The sequence below is a fragment of the Bradyrhizobium sp. OAE829 genome (assembly GCF_040546575.1).
In the GTDB taxonomy this organism is placed as follows: domain Bacteria; phylum Pseudomonadota; class Alphaproteobacteria; order Rhizobiales; family Xanthobacteraceae; genus Bradyrhizobium.
The window spans coordinates 4,721,341-4,735,411 of the sequence record NZ_JBEPOE010000001.1; the positions used below are offsets into that span (position 1 = coordinate 4,721,341).

14 protein-coding genes are annotated in these 14,071 nt (G+C 62.9%); 6 read left to right on the forward strand and 8 right to left on the reverse strand.

Translation table 11 applies throughout. The features are described 5' to 3' along the window. Positions 1-86 precede the first annotated feature (86 nt). The gene (locus ABIE49_RS22785) at positions 87-1,328 is read right to left on the reverse strand and encodes an LLM class flavin-dependent oxidoreductase (protein WP_192736356.1); all 1,242 of its coding nucleotides are present in this window, start codon (positions 1,326-1,328) and stop codon (positions 87-89) included. Between the two features lie 193 nt (positions 1,329-1,521). On the opposite strand from ABIE49_RS22785, the gene ABIE49_RS22790 reads away from it, so the two are divergent. Then, positions 1,522-2,229 (forward strand): VOC family protein, encoded by a 708-nt coding sequence (locus ABIE49_RS22790; RefSeq protein WP_192736357.1) that lies wholly within the window; start codon positions 1,522-1,524, stop codon positions 2,227-2,229. A gap of 238 nt (positions 2,230-2,467) precedes the next feature. Here the strand turns inward: ABIE49_RS22790 and ABIE49_RS22795 are convergent, their stop codons facing one another. Continuing rightward, positions 2,468-3,166 (reverse strand): formylglycine-generating enzyme family protein, encoded by a 699-nt coding sequence (locus ABIE49_RS22795; protein ID WP_354066925.1) that lies wholly within the window; start codon positions 3,164-3,166, stop codon positions 2,468-2,470. Here ABIE49_RS22795 and ABIE49_RS22800 point away from each other — a divergent pair. Beyond that, complete coding sequence (locus ABIE49_RS22800) at positions 3,165-3,533, forward strand: hypothetical protein (RefSeq protein WP_354066926.1); 369 nt, start codon at positions 3,165-3,167, stop codon at positions 3,531-3,533. The two genes, ABIE49_RS22795 and ABIE49_RS22800, sit on opposite strands and share 2 nt — an antisense overlap. 136 nt (positions 3,534-3,669) lie before the next feature. On the opposite strand, the gene sthA is transcribed toward ABIE49_RS22800, so the two are convergent. Continuing rightward, complete coding sequence (gene sthA / locus ABIE49_RS22805) at positions 3,670-5,061, reverse strand: Si-specific NAD(P)(+) transhydrogenase (RefSeq protein ID WP_192736359.1); 1,392 nt, start codon at positions 5,059-5,061, stop codon at positions 3,670-3,672. A gap of 164 nt (positions 5,062-5,225) precedes the next feature. On the opposite strand from sthA, the gene ABIE49_RS22810 reads away from it, so the two are divergent. Then, on the forward strand, positions 5,226-6,725 hold the full coding sequence (locus ABIE49_RS22810) for an MFS transporter (RefSeq protein ID WP_192736360.1): 1,500 nt from the start codon (positions 5,226-5,228) through the stop codon (positions 6,723-6,725). 126 nt (positions 6,726-6,851) lie between these two features. Next, positions 6,852-8,063, forward strand: a complete 1,212-nt coding sequence (locus tag ABIE49_RS22815) for an extracellular catalytic domain type 1 short-chain-length polyhydroxyalkanoate depolymerase (RefSeq protein ID WP_192736361.1) — start codon at positions 6,852-6,854, stop codon at positions 8,061-8,063. A gap of 26 nt (positions 8,064-8,089) precedes the next feature. Here the strand turns inward: ABIE49_RS22815 and ABIE49_RS22820 are convergent, their stop codons facing one another. Further along, on the reverse strand, positions 8,090-8,782 hold the full coding sequence (locus ABIE49_RS22820; RefSeq protein WP_192736362.1) for an MBL fold metallo-hydrolase: 693 nt from the start codon (positions 8,780-8,782) through the stop codon (positions 8,090-8,092). Positions 8,783-8,933: 151 nt separating this feature from the next. Then, positions 8,934-10,070, reverse strand: a complete 1,137-nt coding sequence (locus tag ABIE49_RS22825) for a vWA domain-containing protein (RefSeq protein ID WP_192736363.1) — start codon at positions 10,068-10,070, stop codon at positions 8,934-8,936. 157 nt (positions 10,071-10,227) lie between these two features. Here ABIE49_RS22825 and ABIE49_RS22830 point away from each other — a divergent pair, with 157 nt between their 5' ends. Further along, a complete protein-coding gene (locus tag ABIE49_RS22830) occupies positions 10,228-10,713 on the forward strand; it encodes an MmcB family DNA repair protein (RefSeq protein WP_192736364.1) in 486 nt (161 codons plus the stop codon). Between the two features lie 13 nt (positions 10,714-10,726). Here ABIE49_RS22830 and ABIE49_RS22835 read toward each other — a convergent pair whose 3' ends face one another. Then, positions 10,727-10,909, reverse strand: coding sequence for a hypothetical protein (locus tag ABIE49_RS22835; RefSeq protein ID WP_192736365.1), 183 nt, complete (start codon positions 10,907-10,909; stop codon positions 10,727-10,729). Between the two features lie 190 nt (positions 10,910-11,099). Continuing rightward, entirely contained in the window at positions 11,100-11,957 is an 858-nt protein-coding gene (locus tag ABIE49_RS22840; RefSeq protein ID WP_192736366.1) for a 3-hydroxybutyryl-CoA dehydrogenase, read from the reverse strand. A 178-nt stretch (positions 11,958-12,135) separates the two neighbouring features. Here ABIE49_RS22840 and ABIE49_RS22845 point away from each other — a divergent pair, with 178 nt between their 5' ends. After that, positions 12,136-12,423: a DUF1330 domain-containing protein gene (locus tag ABIE49_RS22845; RefSeq protein ID WP_192736367.1), complete on the forward strand. Its 288-nt coding sequence runs from the start codon at positions 12,136-12,138 to the stop codon at positions 12,421-12,423. A gap of 68 nt (positions 12,424-12,491) precedes the next feature. On the opposite strand, the gene ABIE49_RS22850 is transcribed toward ABIE49_RS22845, so the two are convergent. Next, complete coding sequence (locus tag ABIE49_RS22850; RefSeq protein WP_192736368.1) at positions 12,492-13,937, reverse strand: DUF5107 domain-containing protein; 1,446 nt, start codon at positions 13,935-13,937, stop codon at positions 12,492-12,494. Between the last annotated feature and the right edge of the window lie 134 nt (positions 13,938-14,071).

Consider the following 14,071-nt stretch of genomic DNA (forward strand, 5'->3'; position numbering starts at 1 on the left):
GAAGCGAAGCAATCCATCGTGCGGCATAACGGATGGATTGCTTCGTCGCGTTGCTCCTCGCAATGACGGCGAGATAGCGTATCGCCTCAAGCCTTGCGCTTGGCAGCTTCCTTTTGCAGGTCCGGCGCATTGATGGTGGGGATCGCGACACGTCCGGGGCCGGTGACCGCGAGGGCCGCGGCGGCCTTGTCGTTTTCCATGATCTTGGCCATCACGGCTTGCCCTGCGCGCTCGAACACCGCGCGGTTCTCGACCAGGAATTTCTGCGACTCGCGCAGTCCCTTCACGTAGCCGTTGATCTCCGGGATCACGTAGCGCGCCACCATGTCCCAGCTGCGGCGGGTGTTTTCCGGATTGGCCCAGTCATGCACGAAGCCGACGATGGTGCCGACGCCGCCGGAAACCGCCATCAGATTCTTGATGGTCTTGATCAGGTCGTCGGGCGTGCCGATGGTGGAAGCGGCGGCTTCGCCACCCGCAGTCTTCTCAAGCGCGTCCTCGGGTGATTTGAACGGCTCGAGGCCCGGCCGCTGCAGCGTGCCGACATTATATTCGTTGTGCCACTTCATCAGCCCCTGGCCGGCCTCGCGATAGGCTTGTTCGCGGGTCTCGGCGATGTGCCAGCTCAAGAGCACGCGCCAGTCGGCGCGGCTCACGGTGGTGCCGGCCTTCTTGGCGGCGTCCTCGGCAAAGCCCCATTGCGTCGGCAGCGCCATCAGGCCCTGTGTCGACATCGAACCCAGCGAGATGATGCCGATGCCGTATTTGCCCGCCAGCGTCATGCCCGACGGCGAAATCTGCGACGCCACCACGAACGGCATCTCTTCCTGCAGCGGCAGCAATTGCAGCGCGGCGTCGTTCATCTGAAACCAGTCGCTCTTGGCGGTGACGCGCTCGCCCTTGAACAGCCGGCGGATGACCGCGATCGCTTCGTCCTGGCGGTCGCGCTGCGTCATCGGATCGATGCCGAGCGTGTGCGCGTCGGAGGCCAGCGCCCCCGGACCGGAGCCGAAGATGGCGCGGCCGCCGGTCATCCAGTCGAGCTGCACCATGCGCTGCGCGACATTGTAGGGATGGTGATAGGGCAGCGACACTACGCCGGTGCCGAGCTTGATGCGCTTGGTGCGCTCGCCGGCGGCGGCCAGGAACATTTCCGGCGAGGCGATCATCTCCCAGCCCGAGGAATGGTGCTCGCCGCACCAGAACTCGTCGAAGCCGAGCGTGTCGATCTGCTCGACGAAATCAAGGTCGCGGCGGAATTGCAGCAGCGGATTCTCTCCGATCGGGTGATGCGGGGCGAGAAAGGCTCCGAATTTGAGGCGCGCCATGGGGTTTTCTCTCCGGATTTATTGTTCTTTGGAATTGCTCAGGTCCAAACTACGGGGTGGGGCAAGGCAAGGCAATCCTCCAAGCCCGCCGCTGGTGCATGGTTGTCGCGCAAGTTTGGCTGACATACCGTCGGCCGGAATTATCAGGATTCCTGCTTGCCTGAGGGATCACCATGAATCGCGGTCTCATCCAATGAATCTGGCGAAACCCCGCATCGACGTCGGCTTTGCCACCAATCACGCTCCCGCCGCGCTCGCCTTCTGGCAGAATGAAATCGGGCTGCCGTTCGACCACACGCAGCCGATCCGCCGCGGCTACAAGCAGCACCGCCACGATCTTTGTGGCTCGGTCCTGAAGATCAATCAGGTCTATGAACCGCTGCCGGACAATCCGCCGTCGGGCTATCGTGAATTGCTGATCGCGCGCGATTGCCTCATTGCGCCGCAGCCAATGGCCGATCCCGAAGGCAACCGCGTCGTGCTGGTGCCGCGCGGCATGTACGGCATCGAACGGATCGGCATTCGCCTTGGCGTGCGCGACGTCGCGGCACATCGCCGCTTCTACATGGAGGCGCTGGGCTTACCGCAGGGCGCGGCGAACGCGCCCGATGGCGCGCTGACGTTCCTCGCGGGCGATACCGTCTTGATCGTCGCGCCCGCGGCCGACGCGCCGCATGATGCGGCCTTCGAAGGCAAGGGCTGGCGCTACATCACGTTCCAGGTGTTCGAGGTCGATCGCGAGCACGCCCATGTGCTGGCCCATGGCGGCCGCGAAGCGCGCGCGCCGGTGACGCTCGGGACCACGGCACGGATATCGATGGTGCGCGATCCCGACGGTAACTGGATCGAGCTGTCGCAACGCGCCTCGCTCACCGGTTCGCTCGAACCTGCGCATTCCTGACGGAAGACTCCATCGTAGTTCTACGGAGGGCGATGCATAAAGGCTTAAGGAACTTTGACTACGTCTAGCATCAGCATTCCAGAACAGAACGCGAAGGTCCCGGTCCTTCTGTGGCGGTCGAGCCGGGCTCTTCTCTCCAGTCTCCAATGAATCAGCTACCCGCAGGCGGCGCCGTACTCAGCGGCGTCGCCTGTTATTTCATGACCGAACCATCTCGATGGCTGGGCTGATCATTGCCTTACTGCACCGGCACGTTCAGCGAGCGCACCACGCGAAAACTATAGCCGCCGCCGTCAACGATGCCGTTTTCGCGATAGCCCGCGCGAACCATGTTGGCCATCCAGTCCCAGGTGCCGCCGCGCAGCATGCGCCGCTGGCAATTGCCCTCGAGCCAGGGTGAGCCGTCGACCGGCGTGTCTTCGTTGTAGCGCTTGTTGAAGCAGTCCTCGGTCCATTCGAACACGTTGCCGTGCACCTGATAAAGGCCGAACGGGTTGGGCGCGTAAGAATCCACCACCACGGGCCCCTTGCTGTCAGCACCGCGCGGCCCGGCGCCATAGGGGATCGATGCCTTGTAGTTGGCATCCTGCGCGGTGATGGCGTTGCCGAACCAGAACGGCGTCGAGGTGCCGGCGCGGGTGAAATATTCGCGCTCGGATTCGCTCGGCAGCCGGTAGGTGCGGCCGACCGTCTTCGACAGCCACGCCAGATAGGATTTCGCGGCCACGAAATTGATGCCCTGCGCCGGCATGCGGCCACGGCCAAAACCCTTGTCGTCGCCCTTGTCGCGGCCGCAGCCGCCATCGGCGAGACAGGCGTCCCATTCGTCGAACGAAATGGTGAAGCGGCCGACTGCGAACGGTTTTGCAAGACTGACGCGATGAACGGGGTCCTCGCCCTTGAAACGGTCCGGCTCATCGGCGGGCGTGCCCATCATGAACGAGCCCTTCGGCACCACCACCATTTCAGGACAGACATCGCATTCCTTGAAACTGTCCTTTGGAATGAGCGACGCTTCGATCTCGGGCGTCAGTGGCTGGACGCGCTTTTCCGGAAAGATCTGCCGGGGCGCGCGCGGGGGCGGGGATTGGCTCTCTTCGGCAATCGGGACCGGCGTCGCTACGCCCGGCGGCCACGGTTTTGTTGCCGATGCGACGTCGGCGAATGAAACGAAAAGCGCTCCGGCCATCAATGGAAGGAGCAGCTTCGATGCGAATTTCATGAACGATCCTTGGCGAAACGGCAGCGTCGCTGCTTGGTCGCGCGCAAAGGAAATCGCGTTCAAAGAGAAACTACGGAAGTAGCCAGGACCGTCATTGCGAGCGTAGCGACGCAATCCATGGCACGGCAAAACGGATAGATGGATTGCTTCGTCGCTTCGCTCCCTTGCGCAAACGCTTCGCGTTTGTCGCAGGCAATGACGAGGGGAGTGCGTCGACGCTACCTTGTCATCCTGTTCCACGCATCGAGCCCGGCGATTTTGTAGGCTTCCGCCAGCGTCGGGTAATTAAAAGTGTTCTGGATGAAATAGTCGATCGTGCCTTTGAGGTTGAGCACGGCCTGGCCGATATGGATCAGCTCGGTGGCGCCTTCGCCGAGGATGTGCACGCCGAGCAGGCGGCGGGTCTTGGTCGAGAAGATCATCTTCATCATGCCGCTGTTCAGCCCCATGATGTGGCCACGCGACGTCTCGCGAAACCGCGCGACGCCGACCTCATAGGGAATGCCGCGGGTGCGCACCTCTTCTTCCGTCAGTCCGGTGGTCGAAATCTCCGGCACCGAATAGATGCCGTAGGGGAAGAATTCCGGCGGCGCCAGCGGCTCCATGCCGAGCGCATGGCAGGCCGCGACCCGGCCTTGCTCCATCGAGGTCGAGGCCAGGCTCGGAAATCCGATCACGTCGCCGGCCGCGTAGATATGCGGCACGCAGGTTTGCAGCGTCAAAGGATCGACCGTGATGCGGCCGCGGTGATCGACCTCGATCCCGGCCGAGCCGAGATTGAGCCGGTCGGTGGCGCCGACGCGCCCGGCCGCGAACAACAGCATCTCCGATGTCACGACGCGGCCATCGGCGAGCTTGGTCTGGATGCCGCCACCCGCGCTGTGCTCGATCGAGTTCACCGCGGAGCCGAGGCGCAATGCGACGTTGCGGTCGCGCAGCTCGTGCATGAATTCCTCGATCAGTTCCTTGTCGATGAAGTCGAGAAACGTCGGGCGCGGCTCGATCAGGGTCACGGCGACGTCGAGCGCTGAGAAGATGGTGGCGTATTCGACCCCGATCACGCCGGCGCCGATCACGGCGAGGCTGCGCGGTAGTTTCGGCAGGTCGATGATCTCGTCCGAGTCGAACACGGTCTTGCCGTCGAACGGTACGTAATCCGGACGGAACGGCCGCGTGCCGCAGGCAATCAGGATATGCGCGGCCGTCACAGTGCGGGTTTCGCCGTTCGCCGCCGTCACTTCGATCTGATGCGGGCCGACAAAGCGGCCTTCGCCGGCGGCGGTCCGCACCAAATTGCGGCTGAACTGATGTTCGAGCACCTCGACCTCGTGATCGAGCGTCTTCTGCAACCGCACGATCAGGTCCTGGGCGGCGATGTCTTGCTTGACCCGGTAAGAGCGGCCGTAAAAGCCGCGCTCGCGCCAGCCGGACAGATTGAGCACGGTCTCGCGCAGGGTTTTGGAGGGAATGGTCCCGGTATGCACGGAAACGCCGCCGACCCGGCGGCCTTTCTCGACCACCAGCACCGATTTGCCGAGCTTGGCGAATTGCACGGCGGCGCGGCGCCCGGAAGGGCCGGACCCGATCACCAGCATGTCATAGTCGTACATTGAAGGCCGTCCCGAACGCGCAAATGCCTGAAAAACTGGAGGAAGCCCGGAATGCCATGCAGCAATCGGGCCAAATTCGCGGGACTCTTACCTCCCGAGTAATCGCTCGCATGACCGAAAGCTGTAACGGATGCGTGCAACAGATTTCGGACAGGCCGCCGCCAATGCACCAGATCGTCACAAACCCCGTCGATAACCCCGTCGATAACCCCGTCGATAACTCCGTCGATAACCCCGTCGATTCTTGGCGCCGCTGGTGGGTGCTCGCGATCGTGGTGTCCGCGCAATTCATGTTCGGGGTCGACGCCTTCATCGTCAACGTCGCGATCCCGACCATTGCAGCCGAACTGAGGGCGAGCGCAGCGCAGATCGAGGCCGTAATCGCGGTCTATCTGATCGCCTACGCCACGTTGGTGGTTACCGGTGGTCGGCTTGGCGACATCTACGGCACGCGCAACGTGTTCATATCGGGTGTGTTCGGCTTCACCGTCACCTCGCTGTGGTGCGGGCTCGCGCAGTCCAGTCCCGAACTCATCCTGGCGCGGCTGGCGCAGGGTGCCACTGCGGCGCTGATGGTGCCGCAGGTGCTTGCGACCATCCACTTGCTGTTTGCCGATAGCTCGCGCCGCCGCGCCTTTGCCATCTACGGCATCGTGCTGGGGCTGGCGGGAGCTGCCGGCTTTCTGCTCGGCGGCATTCTGGTGACATCAGATCTCGCCGGCCTCGGCTGGCGCGCGGTGTTCTTCGTCAACGTGCCGTTTGGCGCGGTCATCATTGCCGCTGCTGTAAAGCTGATGCCGGTGGCGCCGCGGCGCGCGGGCACGCGGCTGGATATTCCCGGCACCATCGTGCTGTTCGCAGGCTTGCTGTGCCTGATCGGCCCGCTGCTGTTCGGCCATGATCTGCACTGGTCGCCATGGGTGTGGCTGGTGATGTCAGCCGGAATCGTCATCATCGCCGCGTTCCTGCGGCTCGAACACGCCGTCGCGCGAAACGGCGGCATGCCGCTGATCGATCTTTCGCTGCTGTCGGACCCCGCGTTCATGCGCGGGCTATCGGCCGTGTTCTTTTTCTTCTTTGCCAATCTGTCGTTCTATCTGGTCATGACCATGTTCATGCAGAAGGCGTTGCAGATTCCACCGCTGCAGGGCGGGCTCGTCTTCATCCCGCTGGCGCTGACCTTTGTGATCGCGTCGCGCCACAGCGGCGTGCGCGCAAAGCATCGCGGCACGCTGGTGCTGATCGAGGGCTGCGCGGTGCAGCTCGCCGGCCTTGCCGCGCTGGTGGCTGTGATCGAATGGGTCAGCGCGCCATCAGCCATTGTACTGGCGTTGGTGCTGACGATCTTCGGCTACGGCCAGGGATTAGTGATGGCGCCGTTGTCGAGCGCGGTACTATCGACCGTAAAACCTTCGGGTGCGGGCGCGGGCTCCGGCATGTACGGCACCATGGCGCAGATCGCCAACGCTGCCGGTGTTGCCGCGATCGGCGCGGTGTTCTTTGCGATCGAAGCCGCGGGCGCGGCGCGACCGGCCCTTCTTGTCGCGTGCGCGCTGTTCGCGTTGTCGATCGTGGCATGTGCCGCATTCCTGACATGGATGCGGCACGCGACCTCGGCATCGCGGCTCGCGACTCCGGGATCGCGGCTCGAGACTCCGGGATGACAAATTAACGTCGATAACGAAAATTCAATTCTGGGGAACGACAGTGCACGGTCTTTTTATTTTGCACTGCAGCAACTATCTGTTTGGTGTGTCGTTAGCTGAACGACCCTCCCCAGGAGCTGCAGTTTGTCCCTCGTCAAGAACGTCGAATTCCTGCGCCATTTTCCGAAGCTGAACGCCTTCAGTGGCTTGGCCGGGCATGGCAGGAGCGCTGGGCCCAGCCCACTGGTGGAAATTAACGAATTCGGCCCGAATCCGGGCGCGCTCCGGATGTTCTCGTTCGTACCGGAACACCTCTCGCCTGCGCCGGCGCTGGTCGTCGTGCTGCATGGCTGCGGCCAGACCGCGGCCGGCTACGATCTCGGCACCGGCTGGTCGACGCTGGCGACGCGCTACGGTTTTGCCTTGCTGATGCCCGAACAACAGGCATCGAACAATGGCAACACCTGTTTCAACTGGTTTAATCCGGAAGACATTTCGCGCGATGGTGGTGAAGCCGGTTCGATCCGGCAAATGATCGCGCGCATGGTCGGCGATCACAACATCGATTCACGCCGCATCTATGTGACCGGGCTCTCCGCCGGTGGCGCCATGACCTCGGTGATGCTCGCGACCTATCCGGAGGTGTTCGCGGGCGGCGCCGTCATCGCCGGCCTTCCTTTCGGCATTGCCAGCAATGTGCGCGAAGCGCTGAGCGGCATGATGCAGTCGCCGTCACGTCCGGCAATCGAACTGGGCGACCTCGTGCGCAACGCTTCCACGCACAAGGGCCCGTGGCCGAAATTGTCGGTGTGGCACGGCAGCGCCGATCGTACCGTGAACCCGGCCAATGCCGATGAGATCGTCAAGCAGTGGCTCGATCTGCACGGGCTGCCGCATGAGCCGATGTCGTCAGGCGAAGTCGACGGTCATCCACGCGACGTCTGGTGGAATGCCGATGGCGAGACCATCGTCGAATCCTACACCATTACCGACATGGCCCACGGCACACCGCTTGGCATCAGCGGCAATGACGAACCGTATGGCGCGGAAGGCGCGTTCCTGATCGAGGCGGGGATTTCGTCGTCCTATCACATCGCGAATTTCTTCGGCCTGACCGAACGGATTCGCGCCCCCAAGGTCGAACAGAAGACCGCGCCAAAGACCCCCGCAAAGGCGCCTACGGGAGTTGCGCGCGAGCGCGCCATCGCGATGACCGTTCCAGTGCCCGCGCCGGAGCCGGATCTGGCGACGGTACTATGGCCGCGCGCCAAGCCGCAGGATGCCTCGCGGCGTCGCGGCATCGATGTCGGTAGTGTCATCACCCGCGCGCTGACCGCTGCGGGGCTGATGAAGTAGCGCAGCCTCACGCAATTAGTTGCGGCTCACATCTCGCCGGTGAGGAACGGGTTGGTCATCCGCTCCTGGCCGAGGCTGGAGCCGGCGCCATGGCCGCAGACGAAGCCGACATCGTCGCCGAGCGGCAGCAGCTTTTCCCTGATCGAGCTGATCAGCGTGGCATGGCTGCCGCCGGGCAGATCGGTGCGGCCGACGGAACCGGCGAACAAGACGTCGCCGACATGGGCGAAGCGCAATTCCTTGTTGTAGAACACCACGCTGCCCGGCGAATGGCCGGGGCAGTGCAGGATGTCGAAAGTCAGATCGCCGATCGAGACCTGGTCGCCCTCGTCGAGCCAACGGTCCGGCCCGAAATTGCGCACGCCGGTCATGCCGAAACGCTCGCCGCTCGAGACGACATTGTCGAGCAGGTATTTGTCGGCGATGTGCGGCCCTTCGATCTTCACGCCCAGCGCGTCGCGCAATTCGGCCGCACCGCCGACATGGTCGATATGGCCATGGGTCAGCCAGATCTTCTCGACCGTGACGCCGGTCTGCTGGATCGCTGCCTGGATTTTTGGCACGTCCCCGCCGGGGTCGATCACCACGGCCTTCTTCGAAGGTTCGTGCCAGATGATGGTGCAGTTCTGCTCGAACAGCGTCACCGGAACGATGATCGCGCCGGCCTTCGGCGGAGTTTCATTCTGGTCTTGATTTTGGTTCTGATTTTCCTGGGTCATGGCGGCAGATTGCCGATTTTTGGCCTCCCGCCAAGCAAAAGATTCGGCAAGGCTTAATCGGTTGCCGGCATCCCGCCCCAAGGCCCGCCGTCCCGGCCCGGTGCGCGATGGCACCAGGCCGCGACGACACGCAAGGATTACGGCGCCGGCTTTACCGCTTGATCTGCGCCTTCAGCGTATCCTCGACCACGCGGTCGAACGATGACGCCTTCGGCGGCGCCTTGGCGCGCGCATCGGCGACGTATTTGTCGCGCTTCGCCACCAATGCGCCGAGTTTCTCGTTGAGCGCCTTGCGCTGGTGCATCTGCTTGTTGACTTCGTCGACGCGCTGCTCGGGCTTCATCGCGCGCAGATTGTCCGGCAGGTCTTCCTCCTTGATCGAGGAAAAGCTGCTGCGGCCGGCCGAAACGTCGGCGACCAGATCGCCGTCGCCGGTGACGGCTTCCGACGTCGCCTTGGAACGCTTGTTGATGAAGCTCGCCATTTCGGAGGCCTGCGAAGGTGCTGCGGCTGCCACCTTCGACAACTGCAGAGTCTTGTCTTCGGTGCGCTTCTGCATCGCCCGCGGTCCATAGGGGATCACGGTGCCGTTGATCTCGCGCTGCAGGATGATGATGTCCTCGTCGTAAGGCGTTTCGATCACGACCACCTGTCCGCCGTCCTGCGGAATCGGAATGAAGCGGCCATTGCCGTTCTGGGCGATATCGCGCCACACCCGTTCGGTGTCGACGGCGTTGCCGGCGAGCACCGCGTTGACGATGATGTCCTTCTGCTTCGCCACCTTCAGCGTCACCGGGTATTTGGTGTCCTGCGCGTAGTCCATGTGCGGCGGCGCATCGCCGACCAGGAACACGATCCGCCTGACGTCGCCGCCGTCGGTCCATTGCATCTTGTTGACGGCGATATCGAGCGCCTCGTTGACGCTTTCCGGCCAGTCGCCGCCGCCACGGGCCTTCAGCTCCAGGAGATTGGCGTAGAGATCCTGGATGTCGCGGGTGAGTTCGACCTTCCTGGTCACGTAGTCGTCGCCGATGTCGCGGTAGGCGACGAGGCCCATACGGATCTCGGCGTCGGGATTGGAATCGACGATTGCCGTCGCGATCGACCAGATCTTGCGCTTGGCGCCTTCGATCAGGCCGCCCATCGAGCCCGTGGTGTCCAGAACGAACGCGACTTCGACCGTGGGCTTGGCGATGGCCTGTGACAGGCCGGCGGACAGGGGTAGGGTCGCGAGAGCGAAGGCGAGTGAGCGAAGCGTGATGCCGTGAGCCCTGAAGCGTTGCTTCATGGTTTCTCCTCCATGTGTTCCGTCCCTCGGAACCCAGGTTCCCTCGGCTTCGCGGTGGCGTGTGGTCCAAATCAAGGCGCCTTGGGTACGAATTTGCGGCGCATTCCGCGCCGCACCCCGGATGGCGACCGCCGCGGAATCGGATAGGCTAGGGAGCATGGAATCGCCCGCCCGCCAGGTCAGCCTCGTACCGCCGCCGGACCGCCGCCAGTCGGAGACCGCGCTCGCGATCGCGCGCGGTACCGCCAGGATGCTGCGAACATTGGGTTTTTCCTGCATCAGCGAACTGCCTTTGCCGTCCGGGCGGCGCGCCGATCTGGTGGCGCTGAACGAGAAAAGCGAGATCTGGATCGTCGAAATCAAATCGTCGGTGGAGGATTTGCGCGCCGACCAGAAATGGCAGGACTACCGGATGCATTGCGACCGGCTGTTCTTCGCGTTCACGCAGGATCTGCCGTGCGAGATTTTCCCTGAAGGCACCGGCCTGATCGTTGCCGATGCCTATGGCGCCCATCTGCATTGCGAGGCGCCCGAGCATCGCCTGGCGGCGCCGACCCGCAAACTGATGACGGTGCGGTTTGCGATGGCCGCGGCGCAACGGATCAACCGGCTGGTCGATCCGCAGGGACATTCGGAGTTTTAAGAGACGCGCGCGTTCACTGCGGCCGGTTGATGATGGTGTCCTGGGTCGGCGTGACGATGCAGATGCTGCGATCGTTCCACTGGATGCCGTAGCCGAAGATGATGATGCTGCCTTTCGGGGTCGCAAGTCCGCCGCCGGCAACGATATCGAGTTCCTGCAGAGTCAGTTCGCGGGTCTCGTGGTCGGTCGCGATCATGTTCGTCTCTCCCTTGTCCCGGCTGAAGGACTTGCTGCCGTTCGCAAACCCTAGGCGGTGACACGGATAGCCGCTGTGACCGATGTCACGCGGAGAAGTCTGCGGAGAGAGCTTGAAAGTTGTCGCTGGCCAAGCCCCCCCAATGGCCCGCCGGCAGGCGGACCATCGGCGTTGGCGCAGGCCGAACCGCCTAAGCGGACTTGCCGTAATTATAAAATCCCTTGCCGGTCTTGCGGCCGAGATGGCCGGCGGCGACCATTTCCTTCAGCAGCGGCGCGGGCCGGTATTTCGGGTCGTTGAAGCCTTCATAGAACACCTCCATGACCGACAGCATGGTGTCGAGGCCGACCATGTCGGCCAGCGCCAGCGGACCGATCGGGTGGTTGCAGCCGAGCTTCATGCCGGCGTCGAGGTCCTCGGCGGTGGCGATGCCTTCCTGCAGCGCAAAGATCGCCTCGTTGATCATCGGGCAAAGGATGCGGTTGACTGCAAAGCCCGGGCTGTTCTTCGCCGTGATCGGCACCTTGCCGACCCGCTTTGCAAATTCTTCAGCCAGGGCGTGGGTGTCGTCGGAGGTCTGCAAACCGCGGATCAGCTCCAGCAGCGCCATCAGCGGCACCGGGTTGAAGAAGTGCATGCCGATGAAGCGATCCGGACGGTCGGTCGCGGCAGCGAGTTTGGTGATCGAAATTGAGGAAGTGTTGGTCGCGACGATCGCGCGCGGATTCAGCGTCGCGCAAAGGTCCTTGAGGATCTTGATTTTCAAGTCTTCCCGCTCGGTCGCGGCCTCGATCACGAGGTCGCAATTGGCAAGCTTTGAATTGTCCGTCGTCGCGGTGATGCGCGCCAACGCGGCCTGCCGGTCGGCATCGGTCATCTTCTGCTTGTTGACGAGGCGCTCCAGGCTGCCGGTCAGCGTCGCCATCCCCCGCGCCACTGCGGCATCCGAGATGTCGATCATCGTGACCTTCAGCCCCGCCGCGGCGCAGACCTGCGCGATGCCGTTACCCATCGTACCCGCCCCGATGATGCCAATTGTTTCAATCATTGCTCGCGCCTCCATTGCTGAACGCCGGCACTTGAAGATGCCGGCACTGCCGTACTCGTTAGCAGACGGCAGGCGGTAGCAAAACCGGTGAAACCAGGCAAATGCGGACATGGGTCCGGACGGCTTTCGAACCGCCGCGCTTGCCGCTAAGCTGTCGGTAAACAGGGAGAAAAATGGAATGCCTGCTTACGTGATCTTCGATGTCGAAATCAGGGACGCTACGCAATACCAGGAGTTCATGTCGGGCGTGAAGCCGGCGCTGGAAGCGGCCGGCGCCAGATATCTGGCGCGCGGGGGCCCTCACAAGGTCTACGAAGGGGACTGGGAGCCGCGCCGGATTGTGCTGCTGGAATTTCCCTCCGTCGCCGCCTGGGAGGCGTTCTATAACGGTCCGACCTATCAGGGATTGAAAAGCATCCGGGACGCCTGCAGTTCGGCCCGCCTGGTTGGCGTCGAAGGACTCTGATTCACATCGCCGGTATCCATCTCTTGATATCGCCCCGCAAGCGGGTGAGGGCGCGGGCCCCTTCCGCGTCACTTCACCCTGGCTGTAGCCGCAATCAGTTCCTTACCTGCCGCGGTCGTGATCGTCAGCTGGACCGGCTCGTCGCTGCTGCCTGCGGAGATCGGCGCAAAGATGCGATTCCCGTTTTTCGGGTCGGCCGTCACGGCATCGTCGAACAAGACAGCGTCGCCGCGGTTCATGATGATGCGCAGCGGCGTCACAGGTTCAATGCTGAAGAACTGAAGGGTGGCACCGGACGCCTCGGCGACAAGATTGATCAGGATACTCGCGTTCGCATGCGTCACATTGCTCATGCCGACGGTCGGGCTGTAGGTCTCCGGAATCGACACCTCGCTCCGCGCCGGAAACTCGGCGCTGTGGAAGAACTCGTCCGACACCCCCGCCCATAACTCGACGTAAGGCCGCGCCGGGTTTGGATCCTTGCGCTGGTCGGTTTCGTTCGTGAACGAGGGAAATCCCCACGTCCACATTTTCAGGCCGCGCGTGATCGTGTTGTCCGCGATGCGGATGATCCCTTCTTGATTGTCGTGGTTGATCACGCCCCAGAAATTGCCGCCCTGCATGTCCGGCGCCGCATAGGCGATGCCCATCGTCGGCCAGTTCTTGAAGTGGCGCAGCTTTTCGAAACGGCTGGTGCCCGAGCCGGCACCCGCGTCGCCGTCGGCTATATTCTTCGACCAGGCGGGCGTGCGGTAGGCCGCGATCGGCGCGATGATCTCGGCGCCGCCGGTGGTCTTCGGATTGTTCGGATCCGATCCCGGCGCCAGCGTCGTGCAGGTCCAGTACTCGTACGGGATTGTCTTGTCGCTTGAGTTCTTCAGCACCAGGCGTGCATCGACCGCGGCACGATCGGCTTTCAGCGTCACAAAGTAAGTCGCTTCGATGCCGCTCGATCCCTTCTCGAACTTCTCCGGTGCCGCCGCATATTCGAAATTATCCGTCAGCGACATCGACACCGTCACTTCGTCGGCACTCTCTTTCACAACTTTGAAATCCCAGGGTTTCGACCACGTCCTGCCGTGCTCGGCATCCGGAAAGGTAGGAAAGATGCCGCCATACACCATCAGCCAGTCGTAATAGAAATTGCCTTCGCCCATTCCGTAGGGCACGCCGACTTCGGTGCGATAAAGCTGCTCATGGCCGGTCGGCTTGTAGATGATCGAGAGAATGCGCCCGCCGAATTCGGGCAGCAGCACGACCTTCAGATAGCGGTTCTCGAGCACCCGGCCCTTGAACTTGCGATCGACGATGGTGTTCTTGTCGAGCGACCCGTTGACGAAACCGTTCTGTTCGGAGGTCGCGTATTTGACGGTGCTCCAATGGATCGCCTGCTCGCTGAGCGACACCTGGTCGGGCATCGGCGACGCCGCAAGCGCGGCATGAAATGTCCAGATCGCCGAAATCACGCCGGCGGTGAAGCGGAGACCGAAACGCGGGGAAGCACCAATTGCCATGGACGTGGCCTTCGAATGACCGGGCGATCCTATCGCGCAGCGGCCGGTTTGTTGAGGCGACCTGGTGCGATTTCTCCTGCCGGCTCGACTCGAAGTATTCCACTTCGTGCCAGGCTTGCGGCAACTGTCGCCGC

Excerpts from the sequence above, each read along its gene's own strand:
- ABIE49_RS22850 (WP_192736368.1), bottom strand. The coding sequence starts at position 13,937 with ATGGCAATTGGTGCTTCCCCGCGTTTCGGTCTCCGCTTCACCGCCGGC.
- ABIE49_RS22825 (WP_192736363.1), bottom strand. The coding sequence starts at position 10,070 with ATGAAGCAACGCTTCAGGGCTCACGGCATCACGCTTCGCTCACTCGCC.
- ABIE49_RS22810 (WP_192736360.1), top strand. The coding sequence starts at position 5,226 with ATGCACCAGATCGTCACAAACCCCGTCGATAACCCCGTCGATAACCCC.
- ABIE49_RS22785 (WP_192736356.1), bottom strand. The coding sequence starts at position 1,328 with ATGGCGCGCCTCAAATTCGGAGCCTTTCTCGCCCCGCATCACCCGATC.
- sthA (WP_192736359.1), bottom strand. The coding sequence starts at position 5,061 with ATGTACGACTATGACATGCTGGTGATCGGGTCCGGCCCTTCCGGGCGC.
- ABIE49_RS22840 (WP_192736366.1), bottom strand. The coding sequence starts at position 11,957 with ATGATTGAAACAATTGGCATCATCGGGGCGGGTACGATGGGTAACGGC.
- ABIE49_RS22795 (WP_354066925.1), bottom strand. The coding sequence starts at position 3,166 with ATGATGGGCACGCCCGCCGATGAGCCGGACCGTTTCAAGGGCGAGGAC.
- ABIE49_RS22835 (WP_192736365.1), bottom strand. The coding sequence starts at position 10,909 with ATGATCGCGACCGACCACGAGACCCGCGAACTGACTCTGCAGGAACTC.
- ABIE49_RS22845 (WP_192736367.1), top strand. The coding sequence starts at position 12,136 with ATGCCTGCTTACGTGATCTTCGATGTCGAAATCAGGGACGCTACGCAA.
- ABIE49_RS22820 (WP_192736362.1), bottom strand. The coding sequence starts at position 8,782 with ATGACCCAGGAAAATCAGAACCAAAATCAAGACCAGAATGAAACTCCG.
- ABIE49_RS22830 (WP_192736364.1), top strand. The coding sequence starts at position 10,228 with ATGGAATCGCCCGCCCGCCAGGTCAGCCTCGTACCGCCGCCGGACCGC.
- ABIE49_RS22800 (WP_354066926.1), top strand. The coding sequence starts at position 3,165 with ATGAACGAGCCCTTCGGCACCACCACCATTTCAGGACAGACATCGCAT.
- ABIE49_RS22790 (WP_192736357.1), top strand. The coding sequence starts at position 1,522 with ATGAATCTGGCGAAACCCCGCATCGACGTCGGCTTTGCCACCAATCAC.